This is a genomic window from Bacillus sp. (in: firmicutes), assembly GCA_012842745.1.
Lineage (GTDB): Bacteria > Bacillota > Bacilli > Bacillales > Bacillaceae_J > Schinkia.
Window position 1 is genome coordinate 18,409 of record DUSF01000056.1, and the last position, 19,101, is coordinate 37,509.

16 protein-coding genes and 1 pseudogene are annotated in these 19,101 nt (G+C 37.8%); all 17 read left to right on the forward strand.

Annotation, left to right across the window (positions count from 1 at the left end):
• Window positions 1-141: 141 nt before the first annotated feature.
• Window positions 142-573, forward strand: coding sequence for a division/cell wall cluster transcriptional repressor MraZ (mraZ, locus tag GX497_15100; protein ID HHY74518.1), 432 nt, complete (start codon window positions 142-144; stop codon window positions 571-573).
• A 48-nt stretch (window positions 574-621) separates the two neighbouring features.
• Window positions 622-1,554 (forward strand): 16S rRNA (cytosine(1402)-N(4))-methyltransferase RsmH, encoded by a 933-nt coding sequence (gene rsmH / locus GX497_15105; protein ID HHY74519.1) that lies wholly within the window; start codon window positions 622-624, stop codon window positions 1,552-1,554.
• Between the two features lie 21 nt (window positions 1,555-1,575).
• Window positions 1,576-1,935: a cell division protein FtsL gene (ftsL, locus tag GX497_15110; GenBank protein HHY74520.1), complete on the forward strand. Its 360-nt coding sequence runs from the start codon at window positions 1,576-1,578 to the stop codon at window positions 1,933-1,935.
• A gap of 22 nt (window positions 1,936-1,957) precedes the next feature.
• Window positions 1,958-4,216, forward strand: coding sequence for a PASTA domain-containing protein (locus tag GX497_15115; protein HHY74521.1), 2,259 nt, complete (start codon window positions 1,958-1,960; stop codon window positions 4,214-4,216).
• A gap of 61 nt (window positions 4,217-4,277) precedes the next feature.
• Window positions 4,278-6,194: a stage V sporulation protein D gene (locus tag GX497_15120; protein ID HHY74522.1), complete on the forward strand. Its 1,917-nt coding sequence runs from the start codon at window positions 4,278-4,280 to the stop codon at window positions 6,192-6,194.
• A gap of 170 nt (window positions 6,195-6,364) precedes the next feature.
• Window positions 6,365-7,843 (forward strand): annotated as a pseudogene (locus tag GX497_15125) (UDP-N-acetylmuramoyl-L-alanyl-D-glutamate--2,6-diaminopimelate ligase).
• Window positions 7,840-9,198 carry a UDP-N-acetylmuramoyl-tripeptide--D-alanyl-D-alanine ligase gene (locus tag GX497_15130; GenBank protein HHY74523.1) on the forward strand — a complete coding sequence of 453 codons (1,359 nt, stop codon included), beginning with the start codon at window positions 7,840-7,842 and terminating at the stop codon, window positions 9,196-9,198. The pseudogene GX497_15125 and the gene GX497_15130 overlap by 4 nt, the downstream one beginning before the upstream one ends.
• Window positions 9,199-9,215: 17 nt before the next feature.
• On the forward strand, window positions 9,216-10,190 hold the full coding sequence (locus GX497_15135) for a phospho-N-acetylmuramoyl-pentapeptide-transferase (protein HHY74524.1): 975 nt from the start codon (window positions 9,216-9,218) through the stop codon (window positions 10,188-10,190).
• The gene (locus GX497_15140) at window positions 10,191-11,549 is read left to right on the forward strand and encodes a UDP-N-acetylmuramoyl-L-alanine--D-glutamate ligase (protein ID HHY74525.1); all 1,359 of its coding nucleotides are present in this window, start codon (window positions 10,191-10,193) and stop codon (window positions 11,547-11,549) included.
• Window positions 11,550-11,595: 46 nt separating this feature from the next.
• Complete coding sequence (gene spoVE, locus GX497_15145; GenBank protein ID HHY74526.1) at window positions 11,596-12,696, forward strand: stage V sporulation protein E; 1,101 nt, start codon at window positions 11,596-11,598, stop codon at window positions 12,694-12,696.
• Window positions 12,697-12,881: 185 nt separating this feature from the next.
• Entirely contained in the window at window positions 12,882-13,982 is a 1,101-nt protein-coding gene (murG, locus tag GX497_15150) for an undecaprenyldiphospho-muramoylpentapeptide beta-N-acetylglucosaminyltransferase (protein HHY74527.1), read from the forward strand.
• A gap of 107 nt (window positions 13,983-14,089) precedes the next feature.
• Window positions 14,090-14,998 (forward strand): UDP-N-acetylmuramate dehydrogenase, encoded by a 909-nt coding sequence (murB, locus tag GX497_15155; GenBank protein HHY74528.1) that lies wholly within the window; start codon window positions 14,090-14,092, stop codon window positions 14,996-14,998.
• A gap of 151 nt (window positions 14,999-15,149) precedes the next feature.
• Entirely contained in the window at window positions 15,150-15,929 is a 780-nt protein-coding gene (locus tag GX497_15160) for a cell division protein FtsQ/DivIB (protein ID HHY74529.1), read from the forward strand.
• Window positions 15,913-16,614, forward strand: a complete 702-nt coding sequence (locus GX497_15165) for a DUF881 domain-containing protein (GenBank protein ID HHY74530.1) — start codon at window positions 15,913-15,915, stop codon at window positions 16,612-16,614. Before GX497_15160 ends, GX497_15165 begins: the two co-directional genes overlap by 17 nt.
• A 27-nt stretch (window positions 16,615-16,641) precedes the next feature.
• The gene (locus tag GX497_15170; GenBank protein ID HHY74531.1) at window positions 16,642-17,370 is read left to right on the forward strand and encodes a DUF881 domain-containing protein; all 729 of its coding nucleotides are present in this window, start codon (window positions 16,642-16,644) and stop codon (window positions 17,368-17,370) included.
• Window positions 17,371-17,721 carry a small basic family protein gene (locus GX497_15175; GenBank protein HHY74532.1) on the forward strand — a complete coding sequence of 117 codons (351 nt, stop codon included), beginning with the start codon at window positions 17,371-17,373 and terminating at the stop codon, window positions 17,719-17,721.
• Window positions 17,722-17,815: 94 nt separating this feature from the next.
• Window positions 17,816-19,093 carry a cell division protein FtsA gene (gene ftsA, locus GX497_15180; GenBank protein HHY74533.1) on the forward strand — a complete coding sequence of 426 codons (1,278 nt, stop codon included), beginning with the start codon at window positions 17,816-17,818 and terminating at the stop codon, window positions 19,091-19,093.
• Window positions 19,094-19,101 lie beyond the last annotated feature (8 nt).

A 19,101-nucleotide genomic window follows, 5' to 3' on the forward strand; every position in this document is an offset into this window, starting at 1 on the left:
GAAACAAAACAAAAATTAAATTGTCGAGCGAAAACCTGCAGGTTGATGCAGGTTTTTTATTTTTTTTATGAATAGTTCTTTAGTAAGTGGTAGAAAGTGGTGACTTATGGTATGATAGTGTCAGAAAGTGGGGCGTGAGTCATGTTTATGGGGGAATACCATCATACCATTGATCCAAAAGGCCGTATGATTATCCCGGCCAAATTTCGAGAGCTTTTAGGTGATAGCTTTGTGCTTACAAGAGGTCTTGATCAATGTTTGTTTGGTTATACCCATGACGAATGGAAAACGCTAGAAGATAAATTAAAAAACCTTCCTTTTACAAAGAAGGATGCTCGCGCTTTTACACGTTTCTTTTTTTCAGGTGCATGTGAATGTGAAGTGGACAAGCAAGGAAGAGTCAATATTGCTGCGCCGCTTAGGGACTATGCTAATCTTGATAAAGACTGCGTCATCATTGGCGTTTCAAATCGCTTTGAGATTTGGAGCAAGGCTAATTGGGAAAGCTATTTTGGCATGGCAGAAGAATCATTTGCGGAGATTGCTGAAAGCATGATTGATTTTGATATGTAGAGGCAAACTAAATGAAATATATCTATATATTTTGAAGTAGGTGTCAACATGTTTGAACATATTACAGTTTTAAGAGATGAAGCGGTTGATGGCTTAAATATTAAGCCAGATGGAATATATGTTGATTGCACCCTAGGTGGTGCTGGACATAGTGAATTAATTTTATCGAAATTATCAAAAACAGGGCGACTGTATGCCTTTGATCAAGATGAAATGGCCTTACACTATGCGAAAGAAAAACTAGGGCAGTATAAGGATCAAGTTGTTCTTATTAAAAGCAATTTTCGCTATATGAAAGAAGAGTTAGAAGCCCGTGATGTCTATGAGATAGATGGTGTTTTATTTGATTTAGGTGTATCTTCACCGCAATTAGATATCGCAGAAAGAGGCTTTAGTTACCACCAAGATGCACCACTTGATATGAGAATGGATCAATCAGCGCCCATTTCCGCTTATGATGTTGTTAACAACTGGGATTACAGTGAGCTTGTTAAAATCTTTTTCCAATACGGTGAAGAGAAATTTTCTAAACAAATTGCAAGGAAAATTGAAAGCCATCGCAAAGAAAAGCCGATTGAGACTACAGGGGAATTAGTTGAGCTTATAAAAGAAGGAATTCCAGCAGCGGCTAGAAGAACAGGAGGGCATCCTGCAAAACGCATTTTTCAAGCGATTCGTATCGCCGTTAACGATGAGCTTAAAGTTTTCGAAAAAGCGATTGAGGATGCGATTACAATGACAAAGCCGGGCGGTAGAATTGCTGTTATTACTTTTCATTCATTAGAGGATCGGATATGCAAAACAACATTTAATAAATGGAGTAAAGGGCCAGATTTGCCACCAGGACTTCCTATCATTCCAGACGAATATAAACCGAAGCTAAAGCTTGTTACGAGGAAGCCTATTTTACCTTCTGAAGAAGAAATGGAACAAAATAAACGGGCGCGGTCTGCAAAATTAAGAGTGGCCGAAAAACAATAATGCGATGTGGGAGTGGTTTTTTTGAATAATCTTGCTTATCAAGTTCAACCAAAAAGACACGAGCAACAACGACCAAACGTAAAGCCAAAAGTTAAAGTAAAAAAGAAAAGTCGTATTACCACTGGAGAAAAAATACTAGTTACGCTATTCTTCATTTTAGGTACAATAGGCTGTATAATGATTATATCGAAGCAAGCAGCCATTTATGAGCTAAATAATGATATTCAAGCATTAGGGACAAATATTACAAATCAACAAAGGATTAATAGTGGTTTAGAAGAGGAAATAACGGAGTTATCGAGACCACAACGCATTTTAAAAATTGCGGGTGAACAAGGATTAACGATTATTGATAATAATGTTCAGGTCATCGGCAACTAGTTTCATTTAGCGTGGTGAGAATATGGATAAAGGAAAAACTGTACATATTAAGATAGGAGCGAGGATATTGTCATTGCTATTTGTCCTCCTCTTTTTTATTTTGACGGGGCGGTTTGTTTACTTGCAAACCGTCAAAGAAGTCGATGGACATAATCTTTCGGTGTTAGCGGAAAAAAAATGGGGAAAAGAACGAACGATTGAAGCATCTCGAGGACAAATTCTTGACCGAAACGGAGAAGTAATTGCAAAAGATGTTCCTACATATACATTGTATGCTGTTATTAGTGACAAATATTCCAAAAATGCTGTTGAACCTCAACATGTTATTGATAAACATGAAACGGCAGAAAAATTAGCGCCATTATTAAATATGCAAGCTTCTGAGATTGAAAGAAGATTAAACCCTGCTAAACCGAATACCGTTCAAGTAGAATTAGGGCCAAAAGGTAAAAATATCGATCATCAATTAATGGAGAAAATTAAAGAACTGAATCTTCCCGGCATTTTCTTTAGCCGCGAGAAAAAGCGCTTATATCCGAATGGCATCTTTGCGTCCCATGTTATCGGCTTTGCGCAAGCGGATGATGATGGGAAAATAGTTGGGATGATGGGTGTTGAAAAAACGTTTGACGATATTCTTCACGGGAAGGATGGACTGTTAACGTTCCAAAGTGACCGTCGCGGGTTGAAGCTTCCAGATCCAAAAGAAATGATTCAAGAACCAGAAAATGGAAAGGATATTTATTTAACATTAGATCAGAAAATCCAAACTTTCTTGGAAAACGCCTTAACCTATGCAGATAAAGAGTATGAGCCTGAAAATATTATTGGAATTGTTGCGAATGCGAAAACAGGCGAAATATTAGCGATGGGAACAAGGCCAAGCTTTGATCCAAATACAAGGGAAATTTCCAATTATATGAATGAGGTAATCTCATCGCGCTTTGAGCCAGGCTCAACGATGAAGGTGTTTACACTAGCCGCGGCGATTGATGCTGGTGCTTTTAATGCGAATGAAACATATATGTCTGGTTCATATCAAATTTCAAAAAAAGATAAGGCTATTAGGGACCACAATAAATCTGGTTGGGGAACCATCACTTATCTTGAGGGCGTACAACGATCCTCAAACGTTGCTTTTGCAAAGCTTGTCAATGAGAAACTTGGTACGGATAAATTTCTTGAATATCTACAAAGATTTCATTTTGATAAAATTACAGGAATTGATTTACCTAATGAAGTGCCCGGAAATATTTTATTTAGGTACCCAATCGAAAAAATAACAACCGCCTATGGACAAGGTACAGCAGTTACACCGATTCAGCAAATTCAAGCGGCTACGGCGATTTCAAATGGTGGTAAAATGATGAAGCCTTATATCATCAAAAAAATAGTCGACCCAAAAACAGGTGAAGTCATTAAACAGCAAGAGCCAACCGTTGTCAACGAGCCGATAAAAGAAAAAACAGCAAAACAAGTTCTTGATATATTGGAAACCGTTGTTTCATCAGAAGCAGGAACAGGTAAACCATACAGAATTGAGGGCTATAAAATTGCTGGAAAAACGGGTACAGCGCAAATTCCTGATCCAAAAACAGGTAAATATATGACAGGGAACGGAAATAATATCTTTTCATTTATAGGCTTTGCGCCAAAGGACGATCCGCAGTTAATCATGTATGTGTCAGTAAAAAGACCAAAATTAGAAGCGACTGAACTTGGCTCTGCACCCGCAGCCTATGTTTTTAAAAACGTAATGAAAAATAGCTTGCATTACATGAACATTATGCCTTCGGAAAAAAACAATAATAAAAAACCAGTTGCGAAAACTGGGATTGAATTGCCGAATGTAATTGGCCAAGAGATTACAAAAGCGAATAAGGATCTTTCTGTACTAGGGTTGAAAGTGATTCCATTAGGTAAAAGCGGGAATGTGATAGCGCAGAATCCTATAGCAAATGATAAAGTATTGCCAAGTGAAAAAGTGTTAGTAAAAACAGAGGGTGAGTTGACTATGCCTGATATATCAGGTTGGGCATTAAGAGATGTGACAAAGTTGACAGAGCTTCTAAATTTGAAACTAAACGTAATTGGTAAGGGTTATGTAACAAAACAAAATATACAACCTGGCTCAAAAGTAAAACGTGATGATTATTTAGTGGTAGAATTAAGTCCTCCATTTCAGGAAAATGTGCCAACTATTGAAATAGAGGAGAAGCTCCAAATAAAAAATAAAGAAGATAAAGAAATTTTTGAGCTGTTAAATAGTGTTAGAGATTAGGTCTAATCGGTTCCGTACAAGCATATGATGAAACAAGCTACAATCAAGGAGGTAAGACGACTTGAGGGTTTCAAATGTTACAGTACGGAAACGATTAGTGACTGTTTTATTAATAGGATTATTGCTTTTTATCGTAATAGATGTGAGATTAGGATATGTCCAATTAATTATGGGCAATTGGCTTAGTGAAAAAGCGATGGATTCTTGGGGGAAAAATATTCCTTTCGAAGCGGAAAGGGGGGAAATTCTTGATCGCAATGGAATTCCATTAGCAACGAATGTGAGTGCACCGACTGTTTATGTTATACCAAGACAAATTGAAAATCCTGCGGATGCAGCCAAAAAACTAGCGGCTGTTTTAAATATGTCCGAAGAAAAAGCTTATCGTTATATTATGAAAAATTCATTGAATGAACGGATTCCGGAAGGAAGGAAAATTTCGAATGAAAAAGCCAATGAGATTCGCGCTCTGAATTTGAAAGGTGTTTATATCGCCGAAGACTCAAAAAGACACTACCCGTTTGGGAGCTATTTATCGCATGTTTTAGGGTTTACCGGTATTGACAATCAAGGATTAATGGGCTTAGAGCTTTTTTATGATGAAAAGCTACGTGGACAAAAAGGGCATGTGTCTTATATTTCTGATGCGAAGGGGAAGAAAATGCCAAATTCCACAGATACTTATACTCCCCCAATTGATGGTCTAAATATGAAGTTAACGATTGATTCACGGGTGCAAACGATTATTGAGCGCGAATTGGACATCGCTGAGGCTACGTACAATCCTGATGGTGCGATAGCAATTGCGATGGACCCTAATACGGGAGAAATTTTGGGGATGTCTTCAAGACCAGATTTTGATCCTGAGAAATACCAAAGCGTCCCTCAGGAGGTATATAATCGCAATCTCCCCGTATGGAGTACATATGAGCCTGGTTCTACTTTTAAAATCATTACATTAGCAGCTGCCTTAGAAGAGAAATTAGTCAATCTTGATCATGATCATTTTAATGATCCAGGGGCTATTAAAGTGGAAGGAGCAACTTTACGATGCTGGAAACGTGGTGGCCATGGCTCCCAGACTTTTTTACAAGTAGTGCAAAACTCTTGTAACCCTGGGTTTGTAACGTTAGGACAAAAATTAGGCAAGGATCGCTTGTTCCAATATATTAAAAATTTTGGGTTTGGTCAAAAAACAGGAATCGACCTTCAAGGTGAGGGGACAGGAATTTTATTTAAAATGGACCGGGTTGGTCCTGTAGAGCTTGCGACAACTGCTTTTGGTCAAGGGGTGTCGGTAACGCCGATTCAACAAGTGGCAGCTGTTGCAGCAGCTGTCAATGGCGGTTTTCTGTACCAACCGTATATCGCGAAAGAATGGGTTGATCCTGCTACTGGGAAGGTTATTAGCCGCAACACGCCTATTATGAAAAGGAGGGTCATTTCCGAAGAAACCTCGAATGAGGTAAGGCGCTCTCTCGAAAGTGTTGTTGCCTTAGGAACCGGAAAAGGGGCCTTTGTTGATGGTTATCGTGTTGGCGGAAAGACTGGTACAGCTCAAAAGGTTAAAGACGGCCGGTATATGGAAAATAATCATATCGTATCATTTATTGGCTTTGCCCCTGCCGATGATCCACAAATTGTTGTTTACACTGCTATCGATAATCCAAAGGGAACTCTTCAATTTGGGGGAATCGTTGCAGCGCCAATCGTCGGCAATATAATAGAGGATAGCCTGCGAGCACTGAAAGTGAAGAAAAGAAGTGGCCAAATTGAGAAAAAATATACATGGCCAGATCCATTGATGGTTGAAGTTCCGAATATTGTCGGCTTAAAAACAAATGAACTACGAAATTATCTTGTCAACCTAAAAATAGAAAAAAGCGGCGAAGGTCCGATTGTCATAGATCAAACACCAGAGCCTGGTGAAAAAGTTGAATCAGGTGCAACGATTCGCATATTATTAGGTGGAGAGTAAGAAGGTATTAAACCATGGAATCTGCCGTAAGCGCCTAGCCAAGGATAAAGCTAGGCGCTTGCACTTTTTTTCAAAAACAAGATTTTAAAGACAACCTCTCTTTTGATATAATGGTTGAAGTGATTTTATACTTCTTGAAATGATTTTTTATAGAAAGGAAATCCTCCAAAATGGATCTTACTACTTTACTTACATGTTTATCGCATTATAAGAAAATACATAATGGAAATCCATTTATTTCAACCATAGAAATGGACTCAAGACAAGTTCAAAAAGGTAGTTTATTTGTGTGCATTAGCGGCTATACAGTTGATGGTCATGATTTCATAGAGCAGGCGCTTCGGAATGGTGCAAGTGCGATTTTGGCAGAACGGGAAATAATCACTATCGATCAAACAATCCCATATATAATTGTGAATGATACAAAAAGAGCGTTGGCACAATTGGCCGATTATTTTTATAACGAGCCAACAAGAAAGCTTCGATTAATTGGTGTTACTGGCACAAATGGGAAGACAACAACAACGCATATTATTGATGAAATCTTCAAAGACAATGGGGAACAAACGGGCTTGATTGGAACAATGTATATAAAAATTGGTAACGAAACGATTGATGTAAAAAACACAACACCAGAATCATTAGTTTTACAAAAGACATTCGCCGAGATGATTGCCAAAAATGTTTCGACTGCCGTAATGGAAGTTTCCTCCCATGCCCTTGACATGGGCCGTGTCCGTGGCTGTGATTTTGATATAGCTGTATTTACTAATTTGACTCAGGATCATTTGGATTATCATTAAACAATGGAAGAATATGGCCGTGCAAAAGGACTTTTATTTAGTCAGCTTGGCAATTGTATTGATTACAAAAAGCCGAAGTTTGCGATTTTAAATCAAGATGACCCCATCTCAGACATGTATAAGAAATTAATAGCTGGTGCCCATATTTTAACTTATGGAATTGATACAAATAGTGATGTAAGAGCAACAAATATTAAGATGACTGCACAAGGAACAACGTTTACATTAACAACACCAGTTGGAGAAGCCTTTATTTCGATGAAGCTTGTTGGCAAGTTCAGTGTATACAATGTATTAGCTGCAGTTAGCTCAGCTCTTGCAGCTAATATTTCACTCCAAATCATTGTAAATACAATTGAAAAAATCGACGGTGTGGCAGGGCGCTTCGAGGTCGTGAATGAGAATCAAGATTTTTCAGTTATCGTTGATTATTCTCATACACCAGATAGTTTAGAAAATGCTTTAACAACTGTGAAGCAGTTTGCTAATGGAAGAATTTTTGTAATTGTCGGCTGCGGCGGTGATCGTGATAAAACAAAGCGGCCAATTATGGCAAAAATAGCTGTTAAATATAGTGACGAGGCTATTTTTACGTCGGACAATCCGAGAACGGAGGACCCTGTCCAAATATTAAAAGATATGGAAGCTGGCGTCCACGGGGAAAACTACAAAGTTTTCGTTGATCGAAAAGAAGCAATCTACTATGCTGTTTTGCAAGCGAAAAAAGATGATATCATTTTAATAGCTGGTAAAGGACACGAAACATACCAAATCATCGGAAAACAGGTTCTTGATTTTGATGATCGAAAAGTTGCGCGAGATGCGATAAAGGAGAGAGGAAAATGAGGCTCTCGTTAGCTGAGATTTCTGAAATCTTCCCGTCTAACACAGGGACTAAAGCTGCGACGATTTTTATTAACGAAATCGTTACAGATAGTCGGAAAAAAGCGGATAAAGGATTATTTATTCCGATTGTCGGAGACAAATTTGATGGACATGATTTTTTAAAGGATGCCATTGATAACGGGGCAATTGCTGCTTTGTGGCAGGAAAATAAAGAAAAACCAGCTTTTGTCCCGAATGATTTTCCGTTATTTTTAGTGAAGGATACAACTTCTGGCTTACAAACATTGGCTAAACATTATTTACAAAAGATTAAGCCTATTGTCATTGGTATCACTGGTTCAAATGGAAAAACGACGACAAAGGATTTGGTTTTTTCTGTTTTGCAAAAGAAATATAAAACATATAAAACACAAGGGAATTTCAATAATCATATTGGTTTGCCGCTAACAATTTTAGCGATGCCAGAAGAAACGGAAGTACTCATTTTAGAAATGGGCATGAATCATTTTGGGGAAATTTCTTTGTTGAGTCGTATTGCTGAGCCTCATTTTGCAATTATAACAAATATTGGAGAATCGCATATTGAGTTTTTGGGGAATCGCGAAGGAATTGCCAAGGCAAAGCTTGAAATGATTGATGGGTTACGGCCAGATGGCAAGCTGATTGTTGATGGGGATGAACCGTTATTAAAAGATAATGGAAAAGGTATTTCTATCATTCGGAGTGGATTTGAATCTCATAACGATGTAGTGATTGACAATGTGAAATTTGAAAATGAACGTCACTTTTTTACGATTAATGAAAATGAATATGAGCTTCCTCTTCTTGGTCGGCATAATGTAAAAAATGCCAGCTATGCAATCACAGTTGGTCTTCAATTAGATGTATCAATAAAACAAATACAAGCAGGACTTTCTGAAATTGAGTTAACGGGAATGCGGCTTGAGCGCAGTATTGGTAAAAATAATGCGCTCATTATTAATGATGCCTATAATTCCAGCCCTACTTCAATGAAAGCAGCAATTGAAACAATAAAAGATTTTCAAGAATACGATAAAAAAGTTCTTGTTTTAGGTGATATGTATGAGCTTGGGCGTGATGAAGAAGCTTTGCATCGAAGCGTTGCCGCTGCCATTGCAGCCCCAATTACAGACCTTATAACGATTGGTGAAAAAGGCAAATGGATTTCTGATGAGGCGAAAGAGCGCGGGACTCCAGTTCATATCTTTAGCTTTTTAAGAAAAGAGGAAGCACTGCCTTTTATTATGGAATTATTATCAAAGGACACTGTCATTTTATTTAAAGCTTCACGCGGCGCTAAGCTAGAATCGCTTGTGAATGAGTTAAAAGTATAGCAGAAAGGGGGATTCGCATGCTTGAACGTAGTATGTTACTAACAATTGTCATGGCTTTTCTAATTGCAGCATTATTATCACCAATCATCATTCCTTTTTTACGCCGCTTGAAATTTGGGCAAAGTATTCGTAAGGAAGGTCCAAAATCCCATCAGAAAAAATCAGGAACACCTACGATGGGTGGCGTTATGATTTTACTTTCGATTATTATTACAACATTGGTAATGACAGGAAAGTTTTCCGCGCCGTCGATGGAAACTTATTTGCTCTTGTTCGTTACGATTGGCTATGGAATTATTGGCTTTCTTGATGATTTTATTAAAGTGGTCATGAAAAGAAATCTAGGATTAACGTCTAAGCAGAAGCTGTTTGGACAGCTTATCGTTGCTATTATTTTCTTTTCCTTTTTAAATAAAATGGGTTTTTCTACATATGTAATGATACCGGGGACAAACTTTTCTATAGACATTGGCTGGACATATATTGTCCTGTTAATTTTTATGCTTGTCGGTGCCTCTAATGCCGTAAATTTAACAGATGGATTAGATGGTTTATTGGCTGGAACCGCAGCGATTGCATTCGGAGCCTTTGCCCTTCTTGCATGGCACAGCTCCCAATATGAAGTCGCTCTATTTTCAGTGTCTGTTGTCGGAGCTGTGCTAGGATTCTTAGTATTTAATGCCCACCCAGCAAAAGTGTTTATGGGGGACACTGGATCATTAGCGTTGGGCGGGGCAATCGCAGCAGTTGCCATTCTTTTGAAATTAGAAGTATTGCTAGTTATTATTGGTGGTGTGTTCGTCATTGAAACGCTATCGGTCATCATCCAGGTTATATCTTTTAAAACAACAGGAAAACGTGTCTTTAAAATGAGCCCTCTGCATCATCATTATGAGCTTATTGGGTGGTCGGAATGGCGGGTTGTGACAACATTCTGGTTAATGGGGCTGTTGTTTGCAGGCATTGCAATTTATTTAGAGGTGTGGATTTAATTGAAAAAGACAATAGAGTATAAAGATAAAAAAATAGTCGTCCTAGGCTTAGCTAAAAGTGGTTTTGCGGCGGCAAAATTACTCAATGGCCTAGGAGCAGCCGTAACAGTAAATGATCAAAAACCAATTGAGGAGAGTCCAGAAGGTAGTGAGCTTCTATCACATGGTATAGAAGTCATTGGAGGCGGCCATCCCTCCCATTTAACGGAAAATGCGCTCGATTTAATTGTTAAAAATCCAGGAATCCCATACAGTAATCCAGTCCTTCAAAAGGCCAAAGAAAAAAAGATCCCAATCATTACTGAAGTGGAGTTAGCTTATACGATATCCGAAGCAGACATTATTGGAATCACGGGTTCCAATGGAAAGACAACGACAACAACGCTAATCTATGAAATCTTAAAAAAAGCCAATAAAAACCCACTCATTTCAGGAAATATTGGTACTGTTGCTTGTGAAGTTGCCGAAAGAGCAACAAGCGAAAATGTCATTGTCATGGAGTTATCTTCTTTCCAGCTTATGGGCACGGAAAAATTTAAACCGAAGATTTCAGTTTTATTAAATCTTTTTGATGCACATTTAGATTACCACGGCACAAAAGCAGAATATGGAAAAGCAAAAGCAAATATTTTCAAAAATCAAACTGAAGATGATTTTGCCGTAGTCAATGCAAATGACCCATTTGTTATGGAGCTTACAAAGGATACAAAGGCCAACTTAGTTCCTTTTTCAGCCACACAGGTTTTAGAAAGTAGCGCTTATATAAAAGCTGATCAAATATATTTTATCGATGAGCCAATCATTGATGTTCATGATATTGTTTTACCTGGACAGCATAATTTAGAAAACATTTTGGCAGCAATTGCGGCAGTGAAGCTATACGGGGCATCAAATGCGGCCATTCAAGAAGTGCTGCAAACCTTTACAGGTGTAGAACACCGTTTACAATATGTTGAAACAATTAATGGACGTAAATTTTATAATGATTCGAAAGCAACGAATATACTGGCTACACAAAAAGCAATTGCAGCTTTTAAGGAGCCTACTATATTATTAGCTGGCGGTCTTGACCGCGGCAATAGCTTTGATGAGTTAATCCCAAGTTTAAAGAAAGTGAAGGGCGTAATCACTTTTGGACAAACCGCGGAGAAAATTTTGGATGCCGCTAAAAAGGCAGGAATTAATCTTTTAAAACATGTCGATAATGTGGAAAAGGCTGTAAAGGAGGCTTATAACTTATCGGAAGAAGGTGATGTGATTTTGTTATCGCCTGCATGTGCAAGCTGGGACCAATTCAAAACATTTGAAGAACGGGGAGACATGTTTGTAAATTCTGTGCATAAACTGGAAGTAGACTAGTCCTCTTACGATATGCTGCATAGAAAATAATTAGAGGTGTGGTAAGTTGCAGATAAATAAATCTACGCCCGATTTTATTCTTATTCTTGCGACGATGTCCCTACTCGCAATAGGGATGATTATGGTTTATAGCGCCAGTGCTGTTTGGGCCAATTTTAAATTTGATGATTCCTTCTTTTTTGCAAAACGGCAATTATTATTTGCGGGAGTAGGCGTAATTGCAATGTTTGTAATTATGAACATTGATTATTGGACATGGCGCACGTGGTCTAAAGCAATCCTGCTCATATGTTTTATATTGCTAGTTGCTGTGTTAATCCCCGGCATTGGTCTTGTTCGTGGTGGGGCACGAAGTTGGTTGGGAATCGGTGCTTTTTCCATTCAGCCTTCAGAGTTTATGAAAATTGCGATGATTATCTTTTTGGCGAAATTTCTATCGGAACATCAAAAGCTAGTCACCTCCTTTCGAAAGGGGTTAGTTCCTTCTTTAGCATTAGTGTTTTTTGCATTTGGACTGATTATGCTACAACCTGATTTAGGAACTGGGGTTGTCATGGTCGGAACTTGTGTGGTGATGATTTTTGTAGCTGGTGCGAAAATTAGCCATTTTATCGGGTTAGGGCTCTTAGGTTTAGCCGGTTTTGTTGCCTTAATTGCGTCAGCACCCTACCGCATAAAGCGGATTACAGCTTTCCTTGACCCGTGGCAAGACCCTTTAGGAAGCGGTTTCCAAATTATCCAGTCTTTATATGCTATTGGACCTGGAGGGTTACTTGGTATTGGCCTAGGCCAAAGCAGGCAAAAGCATTATTATTTACCAGAGCCACAAACGGACTTCATCTTTTCGATTTTGTCAGAGGAGCTCGGTTTCATCGGAGGAACCTTTGTCATTTTATTATTTAGTCTACTCTTATGGCGTGGTGTAAGAATTGCTCTTGGTGCACCAGATTTATTTGGCAGTTTTTTAGGGATTGGAATTATTGTGATGATAGCCATTCAAGTAATTATTAACATCGGAGTTGTAACAGGGCTAATGCCTGTTACGGGGATTACGCTACCGTTTTTAAGTTATGGTGGTTCATCGTTAACGTTAATGCTGATGGCTGTTGGTGTACTTTTAAATATTAGCCGTTATTCTCGATATTAACGAAACTAATAATTGACAATTTATTCATTTTTAGTTGTAATAAAAGAAGCAAAAACCCTGTGAAAAACAGGGTTATCTTTTTGTACACTTTAAAAAGTATAAAATTTTAAGGATTAAAGTATAAAAAAAACATCGTAATTTGCTATTATGGGCAAATAACGTGTTTTTCTAATAGGGGGATGGCCATGAAAATAGTAGTTAGTGGTGGGGGAACAGGTGGTCATATTTATCCTGCGATTGCGTTTATTAAAGAGGTTAAAAAACACGACCCAAAGGCGGAATTTTTATATATTGGCACCGCAAATGGTTTAGAAAAGTCAATCGTGGAACGAGAAAATATTCCGTTTAAATCGATAGAAATTACAGGATTTAAGAGGAAGTTATCATTTGAAAACATAAAAACGATTATTCGCTTTTTCAAAGGAATGGTTGTAAGTAAAAAATATATAAAAGAATTCAAGCCTGATATCGTTTTAGGTACAGGTGGATATGTTTGTGGTCCAGTCGTCTACGCAGCAGCAAAGCTAAAAGTGCCAACGATGATTCATGAACAAAATAGTGTACCAGGTTTAACAAATAAGTTTTTGAGTAAATATGTTGATAAGGTAGCGCTTTGTTTTGAAGAAGCAGGCCAATTTTTTCCTGAAGAAAAACAAGTCTTAACTGGGAATCCAAGAGCATCCGAGGTTGTAGGGATTGATGGCAATCGTGGAAAACAATCTGTCGGTCTTGACCCTGCAAAAAAAGTCGTTTTAATTGTTGGTGGCTCAAGGGGAGCAAAGCCAATTAACGATGCTTTTTTAGAAGTTTTACCACTTGTAGCTAAAAAAGATTATCAAGTATTGTATGTAACTGGTGAAGTACATTATGAAAATGTTTTACAAGCAGTAAAAAAGGTCGGAAGTCCAGAAAACGTAATAATTAAGTCTTTTATCCATAATATGCCTGAGGTTTTAGCCGGGGTTGATTTAATTGTTGCTAGAGCAGGTGCGACAACTTTAGCAGAGATTACCGCGCTTGGTATTCCAAGCATTTTAATTCCGAGCCCTTATGTCACTAATAATCATCAAGAAAAAAATGCCCGCGCATTAGGCAATAACGGGGCTGCGATTGTTCGTTTGGAAAAGGATATGAGTGGTAAAATGCTTTTAAATGACATTGATCACATCCTTTTAGATGAGGAAACGCTAGGAAAAATGAAACAAGCTTCCTTATTGTTAGGCATGCCGCTTGCAGCCAAAAATTTATTTGACGTAGCTGAAGAATTGGTAAGAAATCGTACATGACAAGCCTACATTGCATAATGTAAATTATAGGGAAAACATCATGATGATAAATGGATGAGCAAATGGCTAGTTAGGCCATGATATATACAGTCTTAAGGAGGAGCATCATGGAGGAGCTGATCAAGAAACTTCAAGAAGCCGATATTGGGAAGGTTTTAGTAAATGAACCGTTAAAAAATCATACAACAATGAAAGTAGGCGGCCCTGCAGATCTTTTTATTGAACCGACGAGTGTTGAGGGAGTAATCAAAGCTATCAAACTAATTCAAGAAGCGGGATTACCGATTACTCCAATTGGACGCGGTTCTAATTTATTAGTTTTAGACGGTGGTATACGTGGCGTTGTCTTGAAACTTGGCGAAGGATTGAGCCGCCTTGAGATTGAAGGAACGATTGCTCGTGTGGGTGGTGGTTACTCGCTTGTCTCATTAGCTTCTACAATAAGCAAGAAAGGCCTATCTGGGTTAGAATTTGCCGGCGGGATTCCGGGCTCTGTTGGTGGGGCGGTCTATATGAATGCCGGAGCACATGGTGCGGATATTTCGAAAATTCTCGAAAAAGCTCTTGTTGTATTTCGTGATGGAAGCTATGAATGGCTATCAAATGAGGAGATGAAATATTCTTACCGCACCTCAGTTTTGCAGAAGGAAAAACCGGGTATTGTCGTAGAAGCTGTTTTCCAACTAAAAACGGGTGACCGCGATACAATTGTTAGAGAAATGCAAAAAAATAAGGATTATCGCCGTGAAACCCAACCATGGAATTATCCATGTGCAGGAAGTATCTTTCGCAATCCATTGCCAAATTATGCTGGTCAGCTCGTTGAAAAAGCAGGATTAAAAGGATATACAATTGGTGGAGCAAAAGTTTCGGAAATGCATGGCAACTTTATTGTCAATACAGGTACAGCAACTGCCATTGATGTGTTACATTTAATAAAATACATCCAAAAAGTTATATTAGAAAAATATGATATAAAGCTTGAAACTGAGGTTGAAGTGATTGGTAAAAACTAAACAGAATTCATAACAAAAAAAATGTAAACTTTGTTATAATAGAAAATAACTATTTTATTAGCGCAAACGGCATATTTCATGTGCCGTTTATCTTGTTTCTTTTATGGTAAATATGGCGTTTGCTTTAGGCTCACGCTATGGGGGAAATTGAATGAAAAATAGTAAAGTTATTGATATTGAAGATCGCATTCCAAAATTAAAACAACAGCGAAAACAAAAAGCAAACCGCAGGTTTGTATTATATATTTCATTATTCTTTGTTCTAGTTCTGTTCATTCTTTATTTTCAATCCCCTTTAAGTAAGGTTCAAAAGATCTCTGTTTCGGGAAATGTTCACGTAACACAAGATGCTATTATCGAAGAAAGTGGTCTTAAAAAAGAAATGAGTTTTTGGAAAGTAGATCCGGAAAAAGTTGCTGAGAAAATCAAGGAACATGAACAGATTGCTAAGGCAGAGGTAGCTCGGAAGTTTCCTAATCAAATAAACATTCATGTAAGCGAGTATGCAAGGGTAGCGTATTTAATAGAAGGGACATCTTATTATCCGATACTTGAGACAGGGAAAATTCTTGAAAAGGACAAGCTTGAAAATATACCGGCAGACGCACCAATTTTGCTAAATTGGTCGCAAAGTGAGGAGCTTCAGGAAATGGCTGCAGAGCTCCGTCTTGTTCCAGTGAGTATTTTAAATCGAATTTCTGAAATTCATCTCACCCCGGAAGATTCCGATCCACTTCATATTACGTTGTATATGAATGATGGGCATGAGGTGAGTGCAACTATTCGTGATTTCTCAGAAAAGATAAAGAATTATCCACTCATCGTTGAACGGCTGTCGGAAGAACATCATGGTGTCATTCACCTTGAAGTTGGCTCTTATTTCAAGTCATATAAAAAGTTAGGGGATGAAGAAATTGAGAGTGAGCGGTAAACATGTAATTCTCTCTTTCGTAGCGATTGTTTTAGGATTTTTACTTTCATTCTCCTATCAATTTACAAATAGCAAAACAGGTACAATTGCTGAAGGAAAGCAATGGCAGAGAGAATTTGAATACCGGGAAAAGTTAATTCGCTTGGAAGAAACGACAAGAAGGCTACAGCAGGAATTATCAGAAAAACAACAAAGTGTTCGTGATATTGAAGCGAATTTGGCAAACCAAGAAAAATCATTTAAATCAATAGTAGAAGATATTGAAAAGCTTCGCATGTTCGCTGGGGAAGTTCGAGTGAAGGGGCCAGGCGTCGAAGTAACGCTAAAGGACGCATCCTATATGAAGGCTGTGGACAATGCTAATAATTATATTGTTCATGAGGGCCATGTCCACAAAGTAATCAATGAGCTTCTAACAGCAGGTGCGAAAGCGATTGCTATCAACGGGCAAAGGCTTGTCCAAAATAGTTATATTGCCTGTATTGGACCAGTCATTAGTGTGGACGGTACTGAATATAATGCTCCTTTTATTATTTCTGCTATTGGTGACCAGGGGGTTTTATATAGTTCTTTAATTATTTTAAATGGAGTTAAGGATCAACTTGTGATGGATAATATCGAAGTGAAAATCGAAAAAAAAAGTGAAATTATAATGGACCCATATTTTGGGTTAACACAAGAGTAGGTTGCTTGACTTACAAAGGGTGATAGAATGCGGAACAAAAGTAAAGTAACACTGACAATTATTACGGCTATTTTAGGTTTTATGATGGCTATACAATTTCAAACAATTAAAGAACCTGTCGTTCGGGATACAAGGGATATTTGGGAAATTCGCGAAGATATTGAGCGTGAACAACAGCTAATTACAGAGCTTTATAAAGAAATTAGAACGAAGGAAGAGACGTTAAGAAAATATGAAGAAGCACCATATAACAGTAAGTACGAAGGAATTACGGAACAACGAAATGAATTGAAGAAAAAAATTGGGCTCACTGAGCTAAAAGGCTCTGGTATTATTCTAAAGATTAGTCCATCATTTAATCAGTCGCTTGTTGGACAGACTTATCAAACTGTTCCGCCTGACCTTCTCATCCGTTTAATTAACGAGTTATACCGTTATAAAGCTTTGGCTCTTGCTGTTGACAATGAAAGAATTATTGTCACATCTCCGATTCGTGATGTTAATGGCAAAACGTATATTAATAATACCCCACTAGGTCCATTGCCAATAGAAATTAAAGTGATAGCAGAGAATGCAGAAAAACTGCAAAATCAAATGCAGGTTTCGCAAATCGTTGATGAGTTCTTTGCTTTAGAAAATTTGGAATTAACATCAACACTAGAAGAAGAGGTTACATTACCAGCTTATGATGAGGTTTTAAGAAATAAGTTTATGGAGCCTGTTGAACCTGCTAATATTGAAAAGGGGAACGGTTAAATGTGGTTACCTGTTTTAGGCTTACTTATTGGAATTTTTTTAGGATTTTTAACAGATATTAGAATACCTGAAGAATATTCTAATTATCTTTCCATATCTGTTTTAGCGGCTTTTGATACTTTATTTGGGGGAATACGGGCTCATTTGCAAAATACGTATGATGATAAAGTTTTTGTGACAGGGTTTTTTTCCAATATTTTACTTGCTGCAAGTTTATCTTTTCTAGGTGTCCATCTTGGTGTAGACTTATACTTAGCGGCTGTCTTTGCATTTGGAGTCCGTTTGTTTAATAATATTGCGGTAATTCGGAGAATACTTTTGTCAAAATGGACAACATCACGAGAAAAATAGAAAAAATTATTATAATTTAAAGGGAAATGGTCATTCACGTTGAATAATTTTAATGTTGAATAAAATAGGAGTAACTTAAAGGAGGTGCCAAAGTATGAACAACAGTGAGTTAATCGTAAGTCTGGACATCGGTACATCCAATGTTAAGGTAATCATTGCGGAAGTGTCAAATGATTCCCTAAACATTATAGGTGTGGGTAATGTGAAATCTGAAGGCATAAAAAAAGGTTCAATTGTTGATATAGATGAAACGGTACAATCCATCAAAAGGGCTATTGACCAAGCAGAAAGAATGGTAGGTATGGATATAAGACATGTTGTCGTGGGGGTTGCTGGTAATCATGTACAGCTCATACCATGCCATGGAGTTGTTGCTGTTTCAAGTGAGAACAGAGAGATTGGTAATGAGGATATTGCTCGCGTCATAGATGCGGCACAAGTGATGTCAATCCCTCCTGAAAGGGAAATTATTGGCGTCGTTCCACACCAGTTTATTGTTGACGGGTTGGAAGGCATTAATGATCCTCGGGGGATGATTGGTGTTCGTTTAGAGGTAGAGGGGACGATTGTTACAGGATCAAGAACGATTTTACATAATTTATTAAGATGTGTAGAAAAAGCTGGCCTTAATATAACTGATATTTGTTTACAGTCTTTGGCAACAGGTGCCATCGCTTTATCGAAAGATGAGAAAAATATCGGTGTTGCCCTTGTAGATATCGGCGGTGGGCAAACAACGATTTCTATTTTTGAACATGGTCACTTGCAAGTAACAACAATCCTACCTGTAGGTGGTGACCATATGACAAATGACATTGCGATTGGCCTGCGTACATCGACAGAAGAGGCAGAAAAAATAAAAATAAAGCATGGCTATGCCTTTTATGATCATGCTTCAGAAGATGAGGTCTTTTCTATTCCTGTTATCGGAAGTGATAAACAAGAACAATATAGTCAGCTTGATCTTTCTGATATAATAGAAGCTAGATTAGAAGAAATCCTTCTCATGGTACAAGAGACGATTAAAAAATTAGGCTATAGGGACTTACCTGGAGGTTATGTTTTTACAGGTGGTGTAGCAAATTTGCCAGGCCTTTTAGAACTTTCTCAGCTAGTGCTTCAACATAATCTGCGAATTGCGAAGCCTGATTACATTGGCGTTCGGGATCCTATCTATACAACTAGTGTTGGTTTAATCCAATACGCATTTAAAAATGCAAAACTACAGGGTGCTGAGGTTGCTGCTGCAGCTTCTAATCAAGAAGCTGATCGGTCACAAAAAAGAACTCAACATGTGATAAAAAAGCCGAAAAAGAACAATGCGGAAATGGTAAAGAAAGCAAAAAATTTATTTAAATCCTTTTTTGAATAAGGAATATG